This window comes from Bordetella parapertussis (assembly GCF_020735925.1).
GTDB lineage: Bacteria > Pseudomonadota > Gammaproteobacteria > Burkholderiales > Burkholderiaceae_B > Bordetella > Bordetella pertussis.
Genome location: NZ_CP085971.1, coordinates 3,842,175 through 3,863,802 on the forward strand (window position 1 = coordinate 3,842,175; position 21,628 = coordinate 3,863,802).

Sequence of the window (21,628 nt, forward strand, 5' to 3'; positions counted from 1 at the left end):
GCCGGCGCGCCGGCATGCCGGCCGCCTGTCGCGAATTGTCATCGCCGGGCGGGCGCGCGGGGTTACTATTGCGACTTCTTCCTATACCTCGCCATGATTGAATTCCAGCACGTCTTCAAATCTTACGGGCGCGGCCGAAATATCCTGGCCGACATCAACTTTCGCATCAGCGCTGGAGAGTTCGTCTTCGTGTCCGGGCCGTCGGGCGCCGGCAAGTCGACATTGCTCAAGCTGATCGGCGGCCTGGAGCCGCCAAGCCGCGGATCCATCCAGGTCAACAACCAGCGGCTGGACAGACTGCCCAGCCGGGCACGGCCGTATCTGCGGCGCGCCGTGGGGGTGATCCTGCAGGACACGCACCTGCTGTACGACCGCAGCGCCTTCCAGAACGTCATGCTGCCCCTGGCGGTGACCGGCCAGGCCCCGGACTCGGCCGCCGCGCGCGCCCGCGCCGCCCTGGACAAGGTCGGCCTGGCCGGCAAGGAAGACCTCAACCCCATCGAACTGTCGGGCGGCGAACAGCAGCGCCTGGCGATCGCCCGCGCCATCGTCAACCGGCCGGCCATCCTGATCGCCGACGAGCCGACCGCCAACCTCGACCATGACAACGCGCAGCGCATCATGAATGTGTTCCGCGACTTCAACCGCGTCGGCGTGACCACGCTGATCGCCTCGCACGACCAGGACCTGATGGCCCGCTACGCCACACGCACGCTCAGCATCGAGCACGGGCGCTTCCACGACACGCACGGAGGCCAAGCATGAAGGCCTGGTTGCGACAACACCGCTACGCGCTGGCGATCACCCTGCGCCGGCTGGCGGCCCAGCCGTTCTCGTCGCTGGCCAACCTGCTGGTCATGGCGCTGGCGCTGGCCCTGCCGCTGCTGGGCAGCGCCATCCTGGTTTCGGTCCAGCCCCTGGCGCGCCAGGTATCGGTCACCCCCGAGCTGACCGTGTTCATGCAGACCCAGGCCCCCGCCACGGCGGCCGGCGCGGTGGCCGAGCGCATCGGCCGCGACTACGCCAGCCAGATCGCCGCGGTGCGGGTGGTGCCGCGCGACCAGGCGCTGGCGGCGCTGCGCGACAACCCCGCCTGGGAGCAGGCCCTGGCCGTGCTGCCCGGCAATCCGCTGCCCGACGCGGTGGTGGTGACGCTGGCCGACGGCGAGAACCTGGCCGGGCGCGCCGGCGCGCTGGCGCAGGACTGGGGCAAATGGGACGGCGTGGACCAGGTGCAACTGGACAGCGCCTGGGTGCAGCGGCTGGAAGCGCTGCTGCGCTTTGCCCGCATCGGGCTGGCGTTCCTGGCGGCCTGCGTGGCGGTGGTGGTGCTGGCCACCGTGTTCAATACCGTGCGCATGCAGGCCATGACCCAGCGCGAGGAAATCGCCGTGGCGCGCCTGGTGGGAGCGACCGAGTCCTTCGTGCGCCGCCCGTTCCTGTACCAGGGCGCCCTGACCGGCGCCGTATCGGCCCTGATCGCCATCGGCGCGGCGGCCATGGCGCTGACCCCGCTCAACGATGCGCTGCTGGGGCTGGCGCGCAGCTATGGGGCCGAATTCGCCCTGCACCTGCCCGGCCTGCCGGTGCTGGCCGTGGCCGTCATCGCCGCCGGCGTGCTGGGCGCGCTGTCGGCGCGCTGGTCAGTGACCCGCAGTACGCGCTTTTAAGCCCCTTGTTCCGCCGAAAGCAGGCGCGCATTCCCGGGTAAAGTCCAGACTTGCCCGGGAAACCGGGCTCGCGCCGAAAAAGGGACGCACCCCTGTCCGCGCGAACGCAAAAATTCACTTGTATGTCGATTTTTTGCAAGGAATAATCACAATTTGAATAAAACTTCGGCGCGCCCGGCTTCGTGCCCGCCGGCCGAGCCCCTGCCCTGCCATGCCTGCCCGACTTGATGCCCGCGCCACGCGCCGCTATTTCGATAGCGCCTTCAACAGTCCGGCCGTCAAGATCCTGCCGAACGAGTATTACGTCACGAACGGCGAGGACGTCATGCTGTCGACCGTGCTGGGTTCCTGCGTGGCGGCCTGCATCCACGACCCGGTGATCGGGGTAGGCGGCATGAACCACTTCATGCTGCCCGAAGGCGACATCCATTCGCCGGCCTCGGCCACCATGCGCTATGGCGCCTTCGCCATGGAAGTGCTGATCAACGAACTGCTCAAGGCCGGCGCGGTCCGCGAGCGCCTCGAAGCCAAGGTGTTCGGCGGCGGCGCGGTGCTCAGCGCCATGCAGCTGATGAATATCGGCGAGCGCAACGGCCAGTTCGTGCTGAATTACCTCAAGACCGAAGGCATCCCGGTGCGCGCCCAGGACCTGGGCGACGTCCACGCCCGGCGCATCAATTACTTCCCGCGCGACGGCCGCGTCATGGTGCGCAAGATGGCGCCGCACCACCAGAAGGCCGAGGCGCTGATCGCACAGCGCGAAGCCGCGGCCGCCCAGACGGTCCAGGCCGAAACCCGCGCCGCGCCGCGCGTGGAGCGCTTCGCGCGCCCCGGCGGCATGCCCGTCGAGCGCTTCGACACGCCCAGTCGCCGCGATCCGGTGGGCGCGTAGTTCCCCAGGGGGCCTGTCCCCGCCATTCATGGCGCATGACGGGGTGCCTGTCCCGGCGGGGACAGGCACCCGGCTCCGCGCCGGCCACGGTCAGGCGGCGCGCACCCCGCCGCCGATCGGCACCACCGAGGCGCTGAATTCGCGCATCAGTTCGGCGCGGCGGACATCGGCGCGCGCCATGGCGGCCTCCTTGATGTGGCCATAGCCGCGGATCTCCTCGGGCAGGCTGGCCAGCGCGACGGCGTGCTCCAGGTTGCCGCGGTTCAGCTTGGGCAGGATCGCGCCCAGCTGCTCGCGGTATTGCTCGATCAGCGCGCGCTCGGCGCGCCGCTCGGCCGTGTACCCGAACACATCGAAGGCCGTGCCGCGCAGAAAGCGCAGGCGCGCCAGCGCGCCGAACAGGCGCAGCGTGGCCGGCCCATAGCGGCGCTTGACCAGGTGCCCTTCGCTGTCGCGCTTGGAAAACAACGGCGGCGCGAGGTGGAAGTTCAGTTTCCAGTCGCCTTCGAACTGCGCGTCGATGCGCTTGAGGAACTCGCCGTCCGAGTACAGGCGCGCCACTTCGTACTCGTCCTTGTAGGCCATCAGCTTGAAGTAATAGCGCGCCACCGCCTCGGCCAGCCGCGTGGTGCCGGTGGCGGCCTGCTCGGCCGCGGCCACCTGGTCGACCAGATCCTGGTAGCGCCGCGCATAGGCTTCGTTCTGATACTGCGCCAGGAACGCGCGGCGGATCCGCGCCAGCGCGCCCAGCTCGCCGGCCGGACGCTTGAAGTCCACCACGGCGCCCTGCCCGCGCTTGACTTCGACGATGCCTTCGTCGCCCGCCGCCGGCTGGCCCTTGCCGATCAGCGCCTGCACCTGCGCCAGGTCGTGGGCGGCGCGCCGCCCCCAGGCGAACGCGGCCAGGTTGTTCTCGACCTGCTGGCCGTTGAGTTCGATGGCGCGCTGCATCGCGGCCTCGCCCAGCGGCAGCCAGCCCTTCTGGTAGGCATAGCCCATCATCAGCGGATTGGCGTAGATCGCGTCGCCCAGCAGGCCGACCGCCAGCTCGGCCGCGTCGATGGTGGCCACGTTGTCCGCCCCGCACGCCTTGGCCAGGTCGGCCTGCAGGTTGGAGCCGGGCAGGGTCCAGTCGGGATCGTGGACGAAGGCGGCCGTGGGCGCGACGTCGCTGTTGAGCAGCGTATGCGTGCGGCCCGGGCGCATGCGGGCGATGGCCTCGGGGCTGGTGCCCACGACCAGGTCGCCGGCCAGCACCAGGTCGGCTTCGCCCATGGCCACTCGCGTATTGAGCAGTTCGCCCGGCGTGGGGGCCAGCACGACGTGCGAGTACACGGCGCCCCCTTTCTGGGCCAGGCCCGCCATGTCCAGCACCGAACAGCCCTTGCCTTCCAGGTGCGCGGCCATGCCCAGCAACTGGCCGATGGTGACCACGCCGGTGCCGCCCACGCCGGCGATGAACACGCCGTAGTGGCCGGCCAGCGCGTCGGCGCGCGGCGCCGGCAGGCCCTGGTCGATGGCGTCCTGCTGCGCCAGCGCGCGCGGCTTGCGCAGGCGTCCGCCCTCGACCGTGACGAAACTGGGGCAGAAGCCCTTCAGGCAGGAATAATCCTTGTTGCAGCTGGACTGGTTGATGGTGCGCTTGCGTCCGAACTCGGTTTCCAGCGGTTCGACCGACAGGCAATGCGACTTCTCGGAACAATCGCCGCAGCCTTCGCAGACGCGTTCGTTGATCACCACGCGCAAGGCCGGGTCCGGATAGGCGTTGCGCTTGCGGCGGCGGCGCTTCTCGGTGGCGCAGGTCTGGTCGTAGACCAGCACCGACACGTCGGGATAGGCGCGCAGCTCCTTCATGACCGCGTCCAGCTCGTCGCGGTGCTTGACCGGCACGCCCGGCGCCAGGTCGGTAACGTGGCGGTATTTCTCCGGCTCGTCGGTGACGACGACGATCTTCTCGATCCCTTCGGCGGCCATCTGGCGCGTGATCATGGGCACGCTGATCGGACCGTCGACCGGCTGGCCGCCGGTCATGGCGACGGCGTCGTTGAACAGGATCTTGTAGGTGATGGGCACCTTGGCCGCCACGGCGGCGCGGATCGCCAGCAGGCCCGAGTGGTAATAGGTGCCGTCGCCCAGGTTGGCGAATACATGCTTTTCCTCGGTGAACGGCGCCTGGCCCACCCACGGCACGCCCTCGCCGCCCATCTGGGTGAACACCTGGGTGTTGCGGCCCATCCAGGTCACCATGTAGTGGCAGCCGATGCCGGCCATGCCGCGCGAGCCCTCGGGCACGCGGGTCGAGGTATTGTGCGGACAGCCCGAACAGAACCACGGCTTGCGGTCCACCACCAGGCGCGGCCGGGCCAGCGCCTGCTCGCGCTCGGCGATGAAATCCAGGCGCGCCTGGATGCCGGCGCGCACGTCCTCGGGCAGCTCGAAGCGCAGCAGGCGCGCGCCGATGGCCTTGGCCACCATGGCGGGCGAGAACTCGTAGTGCGCCGGCAGCAGCCAGTTGCCCTGCGGCACCGACCACTCGCCGCCGTCCTTGTCGTCGAACTTGCCGACCACGCGCGGGATCTTCTTGCCGGTGCCGATCCAGCTGAACAGCTCTTCCTTGAGCTGGTATTCGAGCACCTGGCGCTTTTCCTCGACCACCAGGATCTCGTCGAGATCCTCGGCGAACCGCTGCATGCCGGTGGCCTCCAGCGGCCACACCATGCCCACCTTGAACAGCCGTAGCCCGATGCGCTTGCAGATTTCCTCGCTCAGGCCCAGGTCGGCCAGCGCCTGGCGCGTGTCCAGGTAGGCCTTGCCCGAGGTCATGATGCCGAAACGCGCCTGCGCGTTGGGCACCTGCCACATTTCGCGATTCAGCCGGTTGGCGCGGGCGTAGGCGAGCGCGGCGTACAGCTTGTAGTCCAGCAGCCGCGCCTCCTGCTGCAGCGGCGTATCCGGCAGGCGGATGTTCAGCCCGTCGGGCGGCAGCTGGAAATCCTCGGGCAGCACGATGCGCGTGCGCTCGGGGTCGACCTCCACCGAGGCGGACACCTCGACGATGTCGGTGATGCATTTCATGCCGACCCACACCCCGGCATAGCGGCTCATGGCCCAGCCATGCAGGCCGTAGTCCAGCACTTCCTGCACGCTGGCGGGAAACAGCGCCGGGATCATGCAGGCCTTGAGAATGTGGTCGCTCTGGTGCGGCAGCGTCGACGACTTGGCCGGATGGTCGTCGCCGGCCACCACCAGCACGCCGCCGTGGCGCGAGGTGCCGGCCGCATTGGCGTGCTTGAAGACGTCGCCGCAGCGGTCCACGCCCGGCCCCTTGCCGTACCACATGCCGAACACGCCGTCGTACTTGGCGCCCGGGAACAGGTTGACCTGCTGCGAGCCCCACACGGCGGTGGCGGCCAGGTCCTCGTTGATGCCGGGCTGGAATTCGATGTGATGCTGCTTCAGGTACTTGGCGGCCTTCCACATGTTCTGGTCGACCCCGCCCAGCGGCGACCCCCGGTAGCCGGACACGAAGCCGGCCGTGTTCAGCCCGGCGCGCTCGTCGCGCACGCGCTGCATCATGGGCAGGCGCACCAGCGCATGGATGCCGCTCATCCAGGCGCGGCCGGCAGTCAGGGTGTATTTGTCGTCCAGATGTACGGACTCAAGCGCCGCGCGCTGCGCGGGCGTCAGAGGGGCATTCATGTCTACTCCATTTGTAAGGGGTGTCCGAACCAGCCACGCGCTCAAGCCCTTGTGAGGCAACGGCAACAGATCCGGGCGCGTCTACGCCTTTCTTCTTTTCCTTCTTTGTACCCGGCCCGACCCGTCCCCGCAATAGGGCAATGCGATAATGGCGCCCATGGACTTCGCCTCCCGCATCACGGCCTGGCAGGCCCGCCACGGCCGCCACGATCTGCCCTGGCAGAACACCCGCGACCCCTATCGCATCTGGCTCTCGGAAATCATGCTGCAGCAGACGCAGGTGGCGACGGTCATTCCGTATTACCAGCGCTTCCTGGAACGTTTTCCCGATGTGGCCGCCCTGGCGGCGGCGCGCCAGGAAGATGTCATGCCCTACTGGGCCGGCCTGGGCTACTACGCGCGCGCCCGCAACCTGCACCGCTGCGCGCAGGAAATCATGCAGCGCTGCGGCGGCCGCCTTCCCCCGCGCGCCGAAGAGATCGCCACCCTGCCCGGCATCGGCCGCTCCACGGCCGCGGCCATCGCCGCCTTCGCCTACGGCGAGCGCAGCCCCATCATGGACGGCAACGTCAAGCGGGTGTTCACGCGCCACTTCGGCATCGAGGGCGACCCTGCCCGCCGCGCGGTGGAACAGCAGCTATGGGCGCTGGCCGCGGCCCAGGTGCAGGCCGCGCCGGATCTCGACATGCCCGGCTATACACAGGGATTGATGGACCTGGGCGCCACGCTGTGCACGCGCGGCAAGCCGGCCTGCGAACGCTGTCCGGTAGCGCAGTCCTGTATCGCGCGCCGCGACGGACGCCAGGCCGAACTGCCCACGCCCAAGGCGCGCAAGGCCATCCCCGAACGCAGCACGGCCATGCTGGTGCTGCACGGCCCCGACGGCATCCTGCTGCATCTGCGCCCCGCGCCGGGCATCTGGGGCGGCCTGTGGAGCCTGCCCGAATGCGACCCCGCCCACGACCCGGGCGCGGCGGCCCGCGAGCTGGGCCTGCAGGCCGAGGCGCCGGTCGAACTGGCCGCCTTCGCCCACACGTTCACCCACTACCGGCTGCATGTGCGGCCCTGGTATCTCGCGGTGCGCGGCGCGGCGCTGCGCCAGGCGGCCACGCCGGAACGCTGGGTCAGCCCCGCCGAACTGCCCGCCACCGCGCTGCCCGCCCCGGTGCGCAAGCTGCTCGACGGCCTGCTAGCCGCCCTGCCCGCGCCGCCGCGCCAGGCATAGCGCCGACGCCCTACGAGGGCAACAGCATCACCAGCTTGAGTTCCGGGTGCGTGGCCAGCCTGAAGGTGATCTGCTGCAGGTTCTGCCGCCCGCTGCGCGGGTGCTGGAACTCGCGCAGGCCGCCCTCGCGCTCGACCACGGCGTGGCGCGTCCACCAATGCGCGAAGACCGGGCTGGCGCGGTTGAGTTCGTCGAGCAGCGCGACCACGTCGGCCTCGTCGAGGTGGGCCCCCGCGTCGGCGCGAAATTCGGCCACCACGCGGCGGGCGCGCTGGTCCCAATCGACCACCAGCTCGCGCGCGGCCGGGTCCAGGAAGATGTAGCGCAACAGGTTGGGCTGCGCGTCGCGCAGCGGCCAGTCGTCGAACAGCTCGCGCATGGCGGCGTTGCTGGCCAGCAGGTTCCAGGCGCGGTCCAGTGCGTAGGCTGGCGCGTCGATGGCATCGACACAGGCCTGCAGCGACACGGGCGCATCGCCGCCCTCGTCGCGCGGCTGCTGCGGGTCGGCGCATTCGGCCAGCTCGAACAGATAGGCGCGCTCGGCGCGCGCCAGGTGCAGGACATTGGCGATACGCGCCCATACCGCGGGCGATACGGTGACTTCGCGGCCCTGCTCGATCCAGGTGTACCAGGTGACGCTGATGTCGGAGAGCTGCGCCACTTCTTCGCGCCGCAGGCCCGGCGTGCGGCGCCGCGAGCCGGCCGGCAGCCCGGCCATCTGCGGCGTGATGCGGGCGCGCGCCGTGCGCACGAATTCGCCCAGCGCCTGCCGGCGCCGGGCCGAGCCTTCATGGGCGGCCAAATGGGTAGCACTGTTCATACCAGGATGAGCAATAGGCTTGTACGCGTATCGGAAGCCTTCTATCTTACTCGTGCCGCACCCGCGGCCCCTGCCTACCAAGGATTTCCATGTCAGCCACACCCACCCACGACGCCGCCGTCGAACGCCAATTCAGCCCCCGCGCCAGCGCCTACCTGACCAGCGCCGTCCATGCCCAGGGCGAAGACCTGCTGCAGATGGCCGCCATCGCCCGCAAACACCCCGGCGCGCGGCTGCTGGACCTGGGCACCGGCGACGGGCACGTCAGCTTCCATGTGGCGCCCCATGTGGCCGAAGTCGTGGCCTATGACCTGTCGCAGTCCATGCTGGACGTGGTGGCCGGCGAAGCCGCGCGCCGCGGCCTGGCCAACCTGCGCACCTGTCGCGGCAAGGCCGAGGCGCTGCCGTTCGGCGATGGCGAGTTCGACCTGGTAATGAGCCGCTATTCCACCCATCACTGGGAAGATCCGGGCCAGGCCCTGCGCGAGGCCTGCCGCGTGCTCAAGCCCGGCGGCATCGCGGTATTCGCCGATGTCGTCAGCCCGGGCGAAGCCCTGCTGGACACCTGGCTGCAGACCATCGAAGTCCTGCGCGACACGTCGCACGTGCGCGATTATTCGGCCGCCGAATGGCTGCGCATGGCGGCCGAGGCCGGGTTGGTCACGCAGGGCATGACCGCGCCGGCTGCCGCTGGAATTCACCTCGTGGGTCGAGCGCATGCGCACGCCGCCCGAGCTGGTGACGGCGCTGCGCGCCATGACGGACATCGCGCCCGCGCCGGTGCGCCGGCACTTCGCCATCCAGCCCGACGGTTCGTTCACCAGCGACACGTTGACGCTGGTGGCGGTGCGTCCGGCCTAGTCATGGCGTCTGCCCGTGCGTGTGCCTGTCCCCGCGGGGACAGGCACACTGCGTGACGGGGGGGCCTGTCCCGGCGGGGACAGGCACCCGGATTCCCGGGCACAGGCCGCGCCGGCCCCGCTAGCCCAGGTTCGGCGCCAGGGTGCGGCGCACGTCCTCTTCGGCGCGGCCGCTGCGCGCCACGTAGTCGGCCAGCTGGTCGGCGCCGATGTTGCCCACGTTGAAATACTGCGACTCGGGGTGGCTGAAATAGAACCCCGAGACGCTGGAGGCCGGGAACATGGCGTAGCTGTCGGTCAGCTCCATGCCGACGTCGGCGGCGTCCAGCACGCGGAACAGGTCCGTCTTGACCACGTGCTCCGGGCAGGCCGGATAGCCGGGCGCCGGCCGGATGCCGCTGTACTTCTCGGCGATCAGCTCATCGTTGGACAGCGCCTCGTCCGCCGCGTAGCCCCACAGGTCGCGGCGCACGCGCGCGTGCATGCATTCGGCGAACGCCTCGGCCAGCCGGTCGGCCAGCGACTTCAGCATGATGCTGGAGTAGTCGTCCAGCGCCGCCTGGAACTCGGCCTCTTTCTTCTCGATGCCCAGGCCCGCGGTCACGGCGAACATGCCGATGTAGTCGAGCAGGCCGCTGTCGCGCGGCGCGATGTAGTCGGCCAGGCACTTGTTGCTGACGCCTTCGCGCTTGACGCCCTGCTGGCGCAGGTTGCGGTAGGTAAACAGCACCTCGCTGCGCGTCTCGTCCGCGTAGACCTCGATGTCTTCGTCATTGACGCGGTTGGCCGGATAGAAGCCGACCACGCCGCTGGCGGTCAGCCAGCGCCCGTCGATGATGCGCTTGAGCATGGCCTGGCCTTCCTCGTAGACCTTGCGCGCCTGCTCGCCCACCACCTTGTCGTCCAGGATGGCGGGGAACGGGCCGAACAGGCTCCACGTCTGGAAGAACGGCCCCCAGTCGATATAGCGCGCGATCTCGGCCAGGTCGTAGCTCTTGAAGGCGCGCCGGCCCAGGAACTTGGGGCGCGGCGGCTGGTAGCCGGACCAGTCGATCTGCGGGCGCGCCGCGCGCGCCTCGGCCAGCGACACCAGCGGCACCGCCTTGCGGTTGGCATGGCGGCGGCGCACATCCTCGTACTCCTGCGCCAGCTCCGCCAAATAGGCCGGGGCCTGGTCGGACATGAGACTGGTCGCCACGCCGACCGAACGGCTGGCATCGGGCACGTAGATCACCGAACCGTCGTAGTTGGGCGCGATCTTGACCGCCGTATGGACCCGGCTGGTGGTCGCCCCGCCTATCATCAGCGGCATGGCGCGCTCGCGGAAATAGGGGTCGCGCTGCATTTCTGAAGCCACGTAGGCCATCTCTTCGAGGCTGGGCGTGATCAGGCCGGACAGGCCGATCATGTCGGCGTTCTCGTCCTTGGCCTTCTGCAGGATCTGGGCGCACGGCACCATCACGCCCATGTTCACGACTTCGAAGTTATTGCACTGCAAGACCACCGACACGATGTTCTTGCCGATGTCGTGCACGTCGCCCTTGACGGTGGCGATCACGATCTTGCCCTTGGCGCGCACATCGCCGCCCGCGGCCGCGATCTGGCGCTTTTCCTCCTCGATGAAGGGAATCAGGTGCGCCACCGCCTGCTTCATCACGCGCGCCGACTTCACCACTTGCGGCAGGAACATCTTGCCCGCGCCGAACAGGTCGCCGACCACGTTCATGCCGTCCATCAGCGGACCTTCGATCACTTCGATGGTGCGCCCGCCGCGCGCGGCGACCTGCTGGCGCACTTCCTCGGTGTCCTCGACGATGAAGGTGGTGATGCCGTGCACCAGGGCATGCGCCAGGCGCTGCTCGACCGAGCCGGTGCGCCAGGTCAGGTCTTCTTCCTTCTTCGCGCCCGAGCCCTTGACGGTCTCGGCAAACTGCACCAGCCGTTCGGTGGGCGAGCGCTCGTCGGCCGAATCGCTGCGGCCCACCGGCTCGGGGCGGTCCAGGATGACGTCCTCGACCAGGTCGCGCAGGTGCGGCGCCAGGTCGGCATATACGCCCAGCTGGCCCGCGTTGACGATGCCCATCGTCAGGCCGGCCTCGATGGCGTAGTACAGGAAGACGGTATGGATCGCCTCGCGCATCGGCTCGTTGCCGCGGAACGAGAAGCTGACGTTCGAGATGCCGCCCGAAATGCGGGCATGCGGCAGGTTCGCGCGGATCCAGCGCGCGCCTTCGATGAAATCGACGGCGTAGTGATTGTGTTCGTCGATGCCGGTGGCCACCGCGAACACGTTGGGATCGAAGATGATGTCCTCGGGCGGGAAGCCCTCTTCCTCGACCAGGATGCGGTAGGCGCGGCCGCAGATTTCCTTGCGGCGCTCCAGCGAGTCGGCCTGCCCCTGTTCGTCGAAGGCCATGACCACCATGGCCGCGCCATAGCGGCGGCACAGGCGCGCATGATGGCGGAATGGCTCCTCGCCTTCCTTCATGGAGATCGAGTTGACCACGGCCTTGCCCTGCACGCACTTCAGGCCGGTCTCGATCACTTCCCACTTGGAACTGTCGATCATCACCGGCACCCGCGCGATGTCGGGCTCGGACGCGATCAGGTTGAGGAAGCGGTGCATACAGGCCACCGAGTCCAGCATCGCCTCGTCCATGTTGACGTCGATGATCTGGGCCCCGTTCTCGACCTGCTGGCGCGCCACGGCCAGCGCCTCGTCGTATTTCTCCTCGCGGACCAGGCGGGCGAACATCTTGCTGCCCGTCACGTTGGTGCGCTCGCCCACGTTGACGAACAGGGTCTCGTCGTCGATGTTGAGCGCCTCCAGGCCCGACAGGCGGGTCTTGACCGGCACCTCGGGCACCGCGCGCGGCGTCAGCGAGGCCACCTTGCCGGCGATGGCGCGGATGTGTTCGGGCGTGGTGCCGCAGCAGCCGCCGGCCATGTTGACCAGCCCGGCCTGGGCGAACTCTTCCAGCAGGGCCGAGGTATCGGCCGGCGTTTCGTCAAAGCCCGTCTCGGCCATGGGATTGGGCAGGCCGGCGTTGGGATAGACGCACACATAGGTGTCGCAGATCTTGGACAGCTCGGCCACATACGGACGCATCAGCGCCGCGCCCAGCGCGCAGTTCAGGCCGATAGTGACCGGCCGCGCATGGCGCACCGAGTTCCAGAACGCCTCGACGGTCTGGCCGGACAGGATGCGGCCCGACGCATCGGTCACGGTGCCCGAAATCATCACCGGCAGGCGCACGCCGCGCGCCTCGAACGTTTCCTCGACGGCGAAGATGGCCGCCTTGGCGTTGAGCGTATCGAAGATGGTTTCGATCAGGACGATATCGATGCCGCCGTCGAGCAGGCCATTGAGCTGCTCGACATAGGCCGCACGCAGCTCGTCGAAGGTGACGTTGCGCGCCCCCGGGTCGTTGACGTCGGGCGAGATGGACGCGGTCTTGGGCTGCGGCCCCAGCGCCCCGGCCACGAAGCGCGGATGCTCGGGGGTGCTGTAGGCGTCGCAGGCGGCGCGCGCCAGGCGGGCCGACTCCAGGTTCATCTCGTAGGCCAGCTCCGGCAGGTCGTAATCGCCCTGGGCGATCGACGTGGCGCCGAAGGTGTTGGTCTCGATCACGTCGGCGCCGGCCTCGAGGTACTGCCGGTGGATTTCCGAGATCACGTCCGGGCGCACCAGCGACAGCAGCTCGTTGTCGCCCTTGAGATCCTTGTGGTGCTCGGCGAAGCGCTCGCCGCGGAAATCGGCCTCGCCCAGCTTGTAGCGCTGAATCATCGTGCCCATGGCACCATCCAGGATCAGGATGCGCTTGTCCAGTTGGCGGACAAACTCGCCGCCATGCGTGTAGGCGGACAGCGGGAAGGGGATGCGGGGATAAGGCACGGTTTGTCCTGAGATGGGCGCGCGGTGTGGCAAAAAGGCAAGAAACGACCCAAAAATCAAGCTGACATGGTAACAAAATGGGCATTTCCCTGCCCCGCGGTGATACAGTTCTGGCCCCGAACCGGTGCTTTCGGCAAGTACGCTTGCGCGGAAGGTAAACGGGAAACAGGAAGGCCCTGCCCAGCCTGTGCTGCCCCCGCAACGGTCCCCATGGCGCGCGACGCGCCGTGGCAGCCCGATACCGGCCGGTTCGACAGCGAGGATGCGCCGCCCGCGGCCATGCTCATTTTCGTGAACGACGTGCGGGGTCGCGCGTCACACTGAGAACCATCCGTTATGAAATCCCGCTCACTCCGGCGCTGCGCCGGTGTCCTGGCCTGTGCCGCTCCGTTGGCCGGCCACGCCCAGGCCGGCGCCGCCGCCGGCCAACCCATCCCCGAACTCGATCCGGTCGTCGTCACCGCCGCGCGCTCGCCCCAGCTGCTCAGGAATGTGCTGGCCGACGCCAGCGTGATCGAGCGCGATACGCTGGCGCGCGCCGGCCAGTCCAGCCTGGCCGAAGTGCTGGCGCAGCAGCACGGCATCGAATTCGCCGACAGCGGCGGCCCGCAAAGCGTCACCAGCCTGTTCATGCGCGGCGCCAACAGCAACCAGACCCTGGTCCTGCTCAACGGCCAGCGCATCAACAACGCCAACGGCGGCGGCATTGCGCTCAACGCGCTGCCGCCGCAAGCCATCGAACGCATCGAGATCGTGCGTGGCGCGGCCAGCAGCCTGTACGGGGCCGACGCGATCGGCGGCGTGATCAACATCATTACCCGCGAGCCGGGCGACAAGGCGCTGTCGGCCTATGCCAACGCCGGTTACGGCACCTACGGCACCAGCCGCTACGACGCCGGCGTATCGGGCGCGGCCGACGGCTTCAGCTACAGCCTGTCCACCGGCTATGGCCAGAGCCATGGCTTCAACGCCACCAACCGCCGCTCGTTCTCGTACAACCCGGACAAGGACAGCTACTACCAGAACTACGCCACCGGCACGCTGGGCTACGAATGGCGGCCCGAGCAGAAAGTGGTGGCGCAGGTCTACCGCAGCCGCATCAACGGCGGCTACGACGCCTCGGCCTCGTACGACTACAACGACCGCTACATCCAGGACCTGCAGGCCTATTCGCTGGCCAGCGAGAACCGCCTGACCCGCTACTGGAAGAGCACGCTGCGCGCCGGCTATGTGGAAGACAAGAACGATTCGCGCGCCGAAGGCATGTTCGAAGACAACAACACGCGCTTCCGGACCCGCCAGATGCAGTACCTGTGGCAGAACGACTTCACCCTGGCCGCCGGCCAGACGCTGACGCTGGCCTACGAGCACCTGGACCAGCGCGCCGACGGCCAGATGAGCACCCCCACCGGCATCGGCAACTACACCGAGACGCGCCGCCACGTGAATTCGTACACCGGCGTCTACCTGGGCGATTTCGGCCGCCACCATGTGCAGGCCAGCCTGCGCAACGACGACAACTCGCAGTTCGGCAGCCACACCACCGGCGGCCTGGCCTACGGGTTCGACCTGACGCCCAACCTGCGCGCCACCGTGGCCGCCAACACGGGCTTTCGGGCGCCGTCGTTCAACGACCTGTACACGCCGACCAGCGCGTTCGGCTATCGCGGCAACCCCGACCTCAAGCCGGAAGAGTCGCGCAACGCCAAGATCGGCCTGAAGTACCAGGACGAGGACAGCGAGCTGGGCGTGGTGTATTACCAGACCCGCATCAAGAACCTGATCCAGGTGACCGAGGACTGCAGCACGGTCGAGAACGTCGGGCGCGCCCGCCTGCAAGGCTTCACCATCAGCGGCGCGCACCGCTTCGGCAACACGCGCCTGCGCGCCAGCCTGGACCTGAGCAACCCGCGCAACGAAGACACCGGCAAGCAATTGCTGCGCCGCGCCCGCACGGTGCTGCGCGCCGGCATCGACCATCGCTTCGACCGCCTGCTGGTGGGCGCCGAATGGTACGCCTCGGACGAGCGCTACGACTACGGCTTCCCCGAGGAAAAGCGCCTGGGCGGCTACGGCCTGGTCAACCTGACCGCGGCCTACGACCTGAGCCGCAACATGCAGGTGCAGGTGCGCTGGAACAACGTGCTCGGCCAGCGCTACACCTTGGCCGACGGCTACAACACGGCCGGCTCGAACGCCTTCGTCAACCTGTCGTGGCGCATGTAGGCAGGCCCGCCATGTCCGCCGCCCGCCTCGCCCCGCGCCTGATCGCCCTGACCGTGGCCGCGCTGGCCCAGCCGGCGCGCCGCGCCATCGCGCTGGCGCCGCACGCCGCGGAACTGGTCTACGCGGCCGGCGCCGGCGACCGGCTGGTCGGCGCGGTGCGCGGCACCGACTACCCGCCCGCGGCGCGCCAGTTGCCCAGCGTAGGCGACGCCATGCAGCCCGACCCCGAACGCATCGCCGTCCTGTGCCCCGACCTGCTGATCGGCTGGCAACCCGCCGCCGGCGCGCCGCTGGCCCCGATCGCGGCCCGGCTGGGCGCGGCGCTGTACTACAGCGACCCGCGCACCCTGGCCGATATCCCGGCCGCCATCGAGCAACTGGGACGCCTGTTCGGCACCGAAGCGCAGGCCGACGCCGGCGCGGCCGCCCTGCGCGCGCGCCTGGCGGCCCTGGCCGCGCGCTATGCCGGCAAGGCGCCGGTGCGGGTATTCGTGCAGGCGGGCACCGATCCGCTGTTCACGCTCAACGACCACAGCATCGTCGGCGACGTGCTGCGCCTGTGCGGCGGGGTGAACGTCTACGGCCAGGCCCCCATCCTGGCGCTCCAGGTCACCCTGGAAGGCGTGCTGGCCGCGCGTCCGGACGCCATCGTGGCCGGCGTAGACGGGACCGCCGACGCGGCCGCCACCCTGCGGGCCTGGCAGGCCGCCGGCGTGCCGGCCGCCCTGCGCGGCCATGTCTATGGCATCGACGCCGACAGCCTGTACCGCCCCACCGGCCGCCTGATCGACGCCGCCGAGCAGTTGTGCGCGCGCCTGGACGAGGCGCGCGGCTGAGCCCGCGCCGCCGGCCAGCCCCGGCGTGCTTTATCATTGGCCCTACCGCCGCAAACACTCTTGCGCACGCGCGCCTGCGCGTCGCGCCTACCGAAGCATCGCCATGACCACTGAAGATACCCTCACCATCGCCGGCCGCAGCTACCAATCGCGCCTGCTGGTCGGCACCGGCAAATACCAGGATTTCGCGCAGACGCGCGCCGCGCTGGACGCCAGCGGCACCCAGATCGTCACCGTCGCCATCCGCCGCACCAATATCGGCCAGAATCCGGATGAGCCGAGCCTGCTCGACTTCGTGCCGCCGTCGCAGTTCACGCTGCTGCCCAACACCGCCGGCTGCTACAGCGCCGACGATGCGGTGCGCACGCTGCGCCTGGCGCGCGAACTGCTCGACGGCCATGACCTGGTCAAGCTGGAGGTGCTGGGCGACCCGCAGAACCTGTTTCCCAACATGCCGGAAACCCTGAAAGCCACCAGGACGCTGGTCGACGAAGGCTTCAAGGTCATGGTGTATTGCACCGACGACCCGATCCAGTGCCGCATGCTGGAAGACCTGGGCTCGGTCGCGGTGATGCCGCTGGCCTCGCTGATCGGCTCGGGCATGGGCATCCTGAACCCCTGGAACCTGCGCCTGATCATCGACCAGAGCAGCGTGCCGGTGCTGGTCGACGCCGGCGTGGGCACCGCCTCGGACGCCGCCATCGCCATGGAGCTGGGCTGCGACGGCGTGCTCATGAACACCGCCATCGCCGGCGCGCGCGATCCGATCCTGATGGCCAGCGCGATGCGCAAGGCGGTCGAGGGCGGCCGCGAGGCCTACCTGGCCGGCCGCGTGCCGCGCAAGCTGTACAGCGCGGCCCCCAGCTCGCCCACCGAAGGCCTGATCGCCGCAGTCAAATGAACCACCCTGCCTCTTCGGCGACGCCCCGTGGCGAGCGCCGGATCCCCAACGCGCTGAGCATCGCCGGCGTCGATCCATCCGGCGGCGCCGGCGTGCTGGCCGACGTCAAGGCCATGAGCGCCCTGGGCGCCTACGGCTGCGCGGTCATCGCAGCCATGACCGCGCAGAACACCCAGGGCGTGACCGGCATCTCGCCGGTGCCGGCCGAGTTCGTCGGCCTGCAGATCGACACGCTGTTCGCCGATGTGCCCATCGACGCCGTCAAGCTGGGCATGCTGGGCCAGGAAGCCGTCACCCTGGTGGTGGCCGAAAAGCTGGCGCGCTGGCAGCCGGCGCACATCGTGCTCGACCCGGTCATGGTGGCCAAGAGCGGCGACCTGCTGCTGGAGCGCGGCGCCGTGGGCGCGCTGCGCGAGACGCTGCTGCCGCTGGCCACGCTGCTCACGCCCAACCTGCCCGAGGCCGGCGTGCTGCTGGACGAACGGCCGGTCGAGACCCTGAAGGAAATGCGCCGCGTCGCCGAACGGCTGCGCAACCGCATGACCCACGCGGGCCAGCGCTGGGTCATGGTCAAGGGCGGCCACCTGCCCGGCAACGAAACCATAGACCTGCTGCACGACGGCGACCGCATGATCGAACTGCCGGGCCATCGCATCGAAACGCCCAATACGCACGGCACGGGCTGCACCCTGTCGGCCGCCCTGGCGGCCCTGCTGCCGCAGAGCCCGGACGTACCCGAGGCTGCCCGCCGGGCCAAGGCCTACCTGACCGAAGCCATCCGGCAGGCCGACCGCCTGCAGGTCGGCAGCGGCCACGGGCCGGTGCATCATTTCCATGCTTGGTGGTAGTGCCGCCCGAATCGGTACAATGGCCTGTTGACTCCTCTATATTGGTTTCCGATTTTCCGTCATGAATACCTCGACCCTGCCCGACGTAGAACAAGCCCGATTCAACATGATGGAACAGCAAATCCGCCCCTGGGACGTGCTGGACCCCAAGGTGCTGGACGCCCTGTTCGCCGTGCGCCGGGAATTGTTCGTGCCGCCGGCGCTACGCGCCCTGGCCTTCTCCGACCTCGAAATCCCGCTTGAAATCAACGCGGTCAACACGCGCCAGAACATGCTGGCCCCCAAAATCGAGGCGCGCCTGGCCCAGGAACTGCTGCTGCAGCCGACCGACTGTGTGCTGGAGATCGGCACCGGCTCGGGCTACCAGGCCGCCCTGCTGGCACACCTGGCGCAACAGGTGACCACGGTCGAAATCGACAGCCGCCTGGCCACCTTCGCCCAGCAGAACCTGCAGGTGAACAATGTGGCCGACGTCAAGGTCGAAACGGGCGACGGCCGCAATGGCTGGGGCTCGACCGAATACGACGCGATCCTGGTCACCGGTTCGGTGCCGGTGGTGCCCGACGCCCTGAAGTACCAGTTGCGCGTGGGCGGCCGGCTGGTCGTCATCGTCGGACAGGCGCCCATCATGACCGCCTACCGCATCACGCGCACCACGGCCGCCAGCTTCGAGACCGTCTCGCTGTTCGAGACCGTCATCAAGCCGCTGCGCGGCACCACCGTATCCCAGTTCAAATTCTGAACCATGCGTATCGGGCGGGTTGCGGCGTTGCTTACCTTGGCCTGCGCCGCGAACGCCAGCGCGCAGGACCTGATGCAGGCCTGGCGGGCCGGCCTGTCCAACGATCCGCAATTCGCCGCGGCGCGCGCCGCCTACCGGGCGGGCCAGGAAAAACTGCCGCAGGCCCGCGCCGGGCTGCTGCCGGCCCTGTCGGGCGAAGCCGGCGGCCTGTATAACGAAAGCCGCACCACCCACGGCCTGGGCGTCTCGCACAGCGGCGGACGCGGCACCTGGAATCTGGTCCTGACCCAGCCGCTGTTCGATTGGTCGCGCTGGCAGCGCTTCGAGCAATCCAAGCTGGTCGTGGCCGACGTCGAAGTGCAGTTGCAGCAGGCCTTCCAGGACCTGATGTTGCGCGTGGCCAATGCCTATTTCGGCATCCTCACCGCCCAGGACGCGCTGGCGGCCACCGAGGCCGAGAAAGCCGCCGTCGCCGAACAGCTGGCCGCCGCCAAGCGCACGTTCGAACTGGGCAACGCGACCATCACCGACACCTACGAAGCCCAGGCGCGCTACGACCTGGTCGTGGCCGAGGAGCTGCGGCAACAGAACGACCTGCAGACCCAGCGCGACGCGTTGTCGCGCATCATGGGCGAGGCGCCCGGCGCGCTGGCCGAACTGCCGCCCGGCATACCGCTGCCGGCGCCGCAGCCAGCGCGCCTGAATAACTGGTCCACCCAGGCCGAGGCCTCGGGGCTGGACGTGCTGCGCGCGCAGTTGCAAACCCGCATCGCCAGCCACGAGATCCAGATCGCCCGCAGCGGCCACATGCCTACCCTCAACCTGCGCGCCAGCAGCGGCAGCGCGACCGACGGCGTATTGCAGGGCACCGGGCCGGGCCGCCCGATCGAGAACACCGTCGGCGTGACATTGTCCATCCCGCTGTATGCCGGCGGCGGCATCTCCTCCCAGGTAACAGAAAAAGTCCAACTGGAACAAAAGGCCCGCCACGACTTCGAGGACGCGCGGCGCCAGGCCGTGCAATCGGCGCGCCTGTACTACAACGGTGTCCTGACCGGATTGGCGCGCGTACGCGCGCTGGAGGCGGGCGAGAAATCCAGCCGGGCCGCCGTCCAGGCCAACCAGACCGGCTACGAGCTGGGGGTGCGCATCAACCTGGACGTGCTCAACGCACAGCAGCAGCTGTACGCCACCCAGCGCGACCTGGCTCAGGCGCGCTACGGCGCCCTGCTCGACAGCCTGCGCCTGAAAGCGGTAAGCGGCATCCTCTCCGAGGCCGACCTGGACGCGGTCAATCGCCTGCTGCGGCTGCCGCGCAACTGAACCGGCGCGCCCGCAGGCGCTCAGCCCTGGCGGATCTTGCCCAGCAGCGCGGTGGTGGAGCGCTCGAAATCGAACGGAATCGCCACCGCGCGGCCGCCCCAGCTCTTGACCAGGGCCGTCTCCGGCAGGGTGTCCATATCGTAGTCGCCGCCCTTGACGATCAGGTCGGGACGCAGCTCGCCGATGAGTTCCTGCGGCGTGTCCTCGTGAAAAGAAGTCACCGCGTCGACGCAGCCCAGGGCCGCCAGCAGCGCGGCGCGGTCTTGCACCTGATTGAGCGGCCTGTCGCTGCCCTTGCCCAGGCGCCGCACGGACTCATCCGTATTGACCGCCACCACCAGGGTCGCGCCCAGCTGGGCGGCCTGGTCCAGATAAGTGACGTGGCCACGGTGCAGGATATCGAACACGCCATTGGTGAACACCAGCGGACGCGGCAAACGGCCAGCGGCCACCGCGGCAACCAGCTCGGCGCGCGACAGGATCTTGGATTCGAAACGGGCAGAAGACATAAGCTGATTTTACGGGAGCCTGTCCCCGGATGGGGACTGGCTCGCGCAAACTTCCACGGGAGCCTGCCCCGGATGGGGACTGGCTCGCGCTCAGGTGCCTGTCCCCGCCGGGACAGGCACCCCGCCATGCGCCATCCTGGCAGGACGCCGCCCCTAGGCCCCGGCCAGCACCAAGCCTTCCTGGGGCGCCAGCACGCGGCCGGTCTGCTCCTTGCGGTAGCGGTTCAGGTCCTTGACGCTGTCGAACTGGCGATCGAGCAGCTTGGACAGGATGTGCAGGATGCGGGTGGCGACCTTGCCCTCCCAGGTGCCGTCGAAACGGATCTGGGTGTCGAGCCAGTGCTCCAGCCAACCCGGCTCGGGCAGGCGCGACTGCACCGTGTCGTTGGGGAACAGGGCCTTGTTGACGTGCAGATTGGTCGGATGCATGGCCTGCGCGGTGCGGCTGGCCGAAGCCATCAGCACGCCGATCTTGGCGAACGACTGGCGGGCTTGCAGGCTGGTCTGGTCGCCGCGATCGTGCAGCGCGCGGCGCATGTACTGCAGGTAGGCGCCGGCATGGCGCGCCTCGTCCTTGGCGACCGTGCGGTAGATCGCCTTGATCACCGGCTCGGTGTGCCAGTCGGCGGCGCAGCGGTACCAGTGGTTCAACCGGATCTCGCCGCAGAAATGCAGCATCAGCGTCTCCAGCTCCGGGGCCGGGTCGAACTCGAAACGGACCTTGTGCAGCTCCTCTTCGGTCGGCATCAGTTCCGGCCGAAAGCGGCGCAGGTATTCGATCAGGACCAGCGAATGCTTCTGCTCTTCGAAAAACCAGACCGACATGAACGCGCAGAAATCGCTGTCGCCGCGGTTGTCGCGCAGGAACATCTCGGTGGCCGGCAGGGCCGCCCACTCGGTGATCGCGTTCATCTTGATGGTGTGGGCTTGCTCGTCCGACAGCTTGCTGCCGTCGAAGTAGTCCCATGGGATATCGGACGCCATATTCCAGCGCACCGCTTCCATGGTTTTGAAGAGTTCAGGGTAAAGCATAGTCGGCCCTTGTTCAGAATTCCCGCTTGGGGCTCATAGGATGGTGAAAATCGGTTCGGGTCGGCCGCGTCGAACACGGACCGGGCGAGTTCTAGTAGTTATCGCCGGTTACCGCGAAGCTGTAATGACAGTTCGGTGACGAAACCATGA

General features: G+C 68.7%; 15 protein-coding genes, 1 pseudogene and 1 riboswitch. Of the genes and pseudogenes, 11 read left to right on the top strand and 5 right to left on the bottom strand.

Annotated elements, in window-relative coordinates; all coding sequences use genetic code 11:
• Positions 1–93 precede the first annotated feature (93 nt).
• The 3 genes from LK409_RS18100 (at position 94) to cheD (ending at position 2,562) form a co-directional block, all read left to right on the top strand.
• Positions 94–765, top strand: coding sequence for a cell division ATP-binding protein FtsE (locus LK409_RS18100; RefSeq protein WP_003815073.1), 672 nt, complete (start codon positions 94–96; stop codon positions 763–765).
• Complete coding sequence (locus LK409_RS18105; RefSeq protein WP_010927126.1) at positions 762–1,670, top strand: cell division protein FtsX; 909 nt, start codon at positions 762–764, stop codon at positions 1,668–1,670. Before LK409_RS18100 ends, LK409_RS18105 begins: the two co-directional genes overlap by 4 nt.
• A 211-nt stretch (positions 1,671–1,881) precedes the next feature.
• Positions 1,882–2,562: a chemoreceptor glutamine deamidase CheD gene (gene cheD, locus LK409_RS18110; protein ID WP_059565516.1), complete on the top strand. Its 681-nt coding sequence runs from the start codon at positions 1,882–1,884 to the stop codon at positions 2,560–2,562.
• Between the two features lie 90 nt (positions 2,563–2,652).
• On the opposite strand, the gene LK409_RS18115 is transcribed toward cheD, so the two are convergent.
• Positions 2,653–6,261, bottom strand: coding sequence for an indolepyruvate ferredoxin oxidoreductase family protein (locus LK409_RS18115; protein WP_003815079.1), 3,609 nt, complete (start codon positions 6,259–6,261; stop codon positions 2,653–2,655).
• 148 nt (positions 6,262–6,409) lie between these two features.
• Here LK409_RS18115 and mutY point away from each other — a divergent pair, with 148 nt between their 5' ends.
• Complete coding sequence (gene mutY / locus LK409_RS18120) at positions 6,410–7,486, top strand: A/G-specific adenine glycosylase (RefSeq protein WP_010929330.1); 1,077 nt, start codon at positions 6,410–6,412, stop codon at positions 7,484–7,486.
• A 10-nt stretch (positions 7,487–7,496) separates the two neighbouring features.
• On the opposite strand, the gene LK409_RS18125 is transcribed toward mutY, so the two are convergent.
• Positions 7,497–8,306, bottom strand: a complete 810-nt coding sequence (locus LK409_RS18125; RefSeq protein ID WP_003815084.1) for a helix-turn-helix transcriptional regulator — start codon at positions 8,304–8,306, stop codon at positions 7,497–7,499.
• Between the two features lie 89 nt (positions 8,307–8,395).
• On the opposite strand from LK409_RS18125, the pseudogene LK409_RS18130 reads away from it, so the two are divergent.
• Positions 8,396–9,167 (top strand): annotated as a pseudogene (locus LK409_RS18130) (class I SAM-dependent methyltransferase).
• Between the two features lie 120 nt (positions 9,168–9,287).
• On the opposite strand, the gene metH reads toward LK409_RS18130, so the two are convergent.
• The gene (gene metH / locus LK409_RS18135) at positions 9,288–13,061 is read right to left on the bottom strand and encodes a methionine synthase (RefSeq protein WP_010929331.1); all 3,774 of its coding nucleotides are present in this window, start codon (positions 13,059–13,061) and stop codon (positions 9,288–9,290) included.
• A 105-nt stretch (positions 13,062–13,166) separates the two neighbouring features.
• Positions 13,167–13,325: riboswitch (cobalamin riboswitch) on the top strand.
• Positions 13,326–13,397: 72 nt separating this feature from the next.
• On the opposite strand from metH, the gene LK409_RS18140 reads away from it, so the two are divergent.
• From LK409_RS18140 to LK409_RS18165, 6 genes are all read left to right on the top strand, one after another.
• Positions 13,398–15,287, top strand: a complete 1,890-nt coding sequence (locus tag LK409_RS18140; protein WP_059565514.1) for a TonB-dependent receptor domain-containing protein — start codon at positions 13,398–13,400, stop codon at positions 15,285–15,287.
• Between the two features lie 11 nt (positions 15,288–15,298).
• Positions 15,299–16,123, top strand: a complete 825-nt coding sequence (locus tag LK409_RS18145; protein WP_010929333.1) for a cobalamin-binding protein — start codon at positions 15,299–15,301, stop codon at positions 16,121–16,123.
• 103 nt (positions 16,124–16,226) lie between these two features.
• Positions 16,227–17,024: a thiazole synthase gene (locus tag LK409_RS18150; protein ID WP_041937303.1), complete on the top strand. Its 798-nt coding sequence runs from the start codon at positions 16,227–16,229 to the stop codon at positions 17,022–17,024.
• Complete coding sequence (thiD, locus tag LK409_RS18155) at positions 17,021–17,872, top strand: bifunctional hydroxymethylpyrimidine kinase/phosphomethylpyrimidine kinase (RefSeq protein WP_010929335.1); 852 nt, start codon at positions 17,021–17,023, stop codon at positions 17,870–17,872. The genes LK409_RS18150 and thiD overlap by 4 nt, the downstream gene beginning before the upstream one ends.
• Positions 17,873–17,933: 61 nt before the next feature.
• The gene (locus tag LK409_RS18160) at positions 17,934–18,614 is read left to right on the top strand and encodes a protein-L-isoaspartate O-methyltransferase family protein (RefSeq protein ID WP_010929336.1); all 681 of its coding nucleotides are present in this window, start codon (positions 17,934–17,936) and stop codon (positions 18,612–18,614) included.
• A gap of 3 nt (positions 18,615–18,617) precedes the next feature.
• Positions 18,618–19,937: a TolC family outer membrane protein gene (locus tag LK409_RS18165; protein ID WP_010929337.1), complete on the top strand. Its 1,320-nt coding sequence runs from the start codon at positions 18,618–18,620 to the stop codon at positions 19,935–19,937.
• Positions 19,938–19,957: 20 nt separating this feature from the next.
• Here LK409_RS18165 and rfaE2 read toward each other — a convergent pair whose 3' ends face one another.
• Positions 19,958–20,446, bottom strand: a complete 489-nt coding sequence (gene rfaE2, locus LK409_RS18170) for a D-glycero-beta-D-manno-heptose 1-phosphate adenylyltransferase (RefSeq protein WP_003815102.1) — start codon at positions 20,444–20,446, stop codon at positions 19,958–19,960.
• Between the two features lie 153 nt (positions 20,447–20,599).
• Positions 20,600–21,478 carry a ferritin family protein gene (locus LK409_RS18175; protein WP_010929338.1) on the bottom strand — a complete coding sequence of 293 codons (879 nt, stop codon included), beginning with the start codon at positions 21,476–21,478 and terminating at the stop codon, positions 20,600–20,602.
• Positions 21,479–21,628 lie beyond the last annotated feature (150 nt).

Excerpts from the sequence above, each read along its gene's own strand:
- LK409_RS18100 (WP_003815073.1), top strand. The coding sequence starts at position 94 with ATGATTGAATTCCAGCACGTCTTCAAATCTTACGGGCGCGGCCGAAAT.
- LK409_RS18105 (WP_010927126.1), top strand. The coding sequence starts at position 762 with ATGAAGGCCTGGTTGCGACAACACCGCTACGCGCTGGCGATCACCCTG.
- cheD (WP_059565516.1), top strand. The coding sequence starts at position 1,882 with ATGCCTGCCCGACTTGATGCCCGCGCCACGCGCCGCTATTTCGATAGC.
- LK409_RS18115 (WP_003815079.1), bottom strand. The coding sequence starts at position 6,261 with ATGAATGCCCCTCTGACGCCCGCGCAGCGCGCGGCGCTTGAGTCCGTA.
- mutY (WP_010929330.1), top strand. The coding sequence starts at position 6,410 with ATGGCGCCCATGGACTTCGCCTCCCGCATCACGGCCTGGCAGGCCCGC.
- LK409_RS18125 (WP_003815084.1), bottom strand. The coding sequence starts at position 8,306 with ATGAACAGTGCTACCCATTTGGCCGCCCATGAAGGCTCGGCCCGGCGC.
- LK409_RS18140 (WP_059565514.1), top strand. The coding sequence starts at position 13,398 with ATGAAATCCCGCTCACTCCGGCGCTGCGCCGGTGTCCTGGCCTGTGCC.
- LK409_RS18145 (WP_010929333.1), top strand. The coding sequence starts at position 15,299 with ATGTCCGCCGCCCGCCTCGCCCCGCGCCTGATCGCCCTGACCGTGGCC.
- LK409_RS18150 (WP_041937303.1), top strand. The coding sequence starts at position 16,227 with ATGACCACTGAAGATACCCTCACCATCGCCGGCCGCAGCTACCAATCG.
- thiD (WP_010929335.1), top strand. The coding sequence starts at position 17,021 with ATGAACCACCCTGCCTCTTCGGCGACGCCCCGTGGCGAGCGCCGGATC.
- LK409_RS18160 (WP_010929336.1), top strand. The coding sequence starts at position 17,934 with ATGAATACCTCGACCCTGCCCGACGTAGAACAAGCCCGATTCAACATG.
- LK409_RS18165 (WP_010929337.1), top strand. The coding sequence starts at position 18,618 with ATGCGTATCGGGCGGGTTGCGGCGTTGCTTACCTTGGCCTGCGCCGCG.
- rfaE2 (WP_003815102.1), bottom strand. The coding sequence starts at position 20,446 with ATGTCTTCTGCCCGTTTCGAATCCAAGATCCTGTCGCGCGCCGAGCTG.
- LK409_RS18175 (WP_010929338.1), bottom strand. The coding sequence starts at position 21,478 with ATGCTTTACCCTGAACTCTTCAAAACCATGGAAGCGGTGCGCTGGAAT.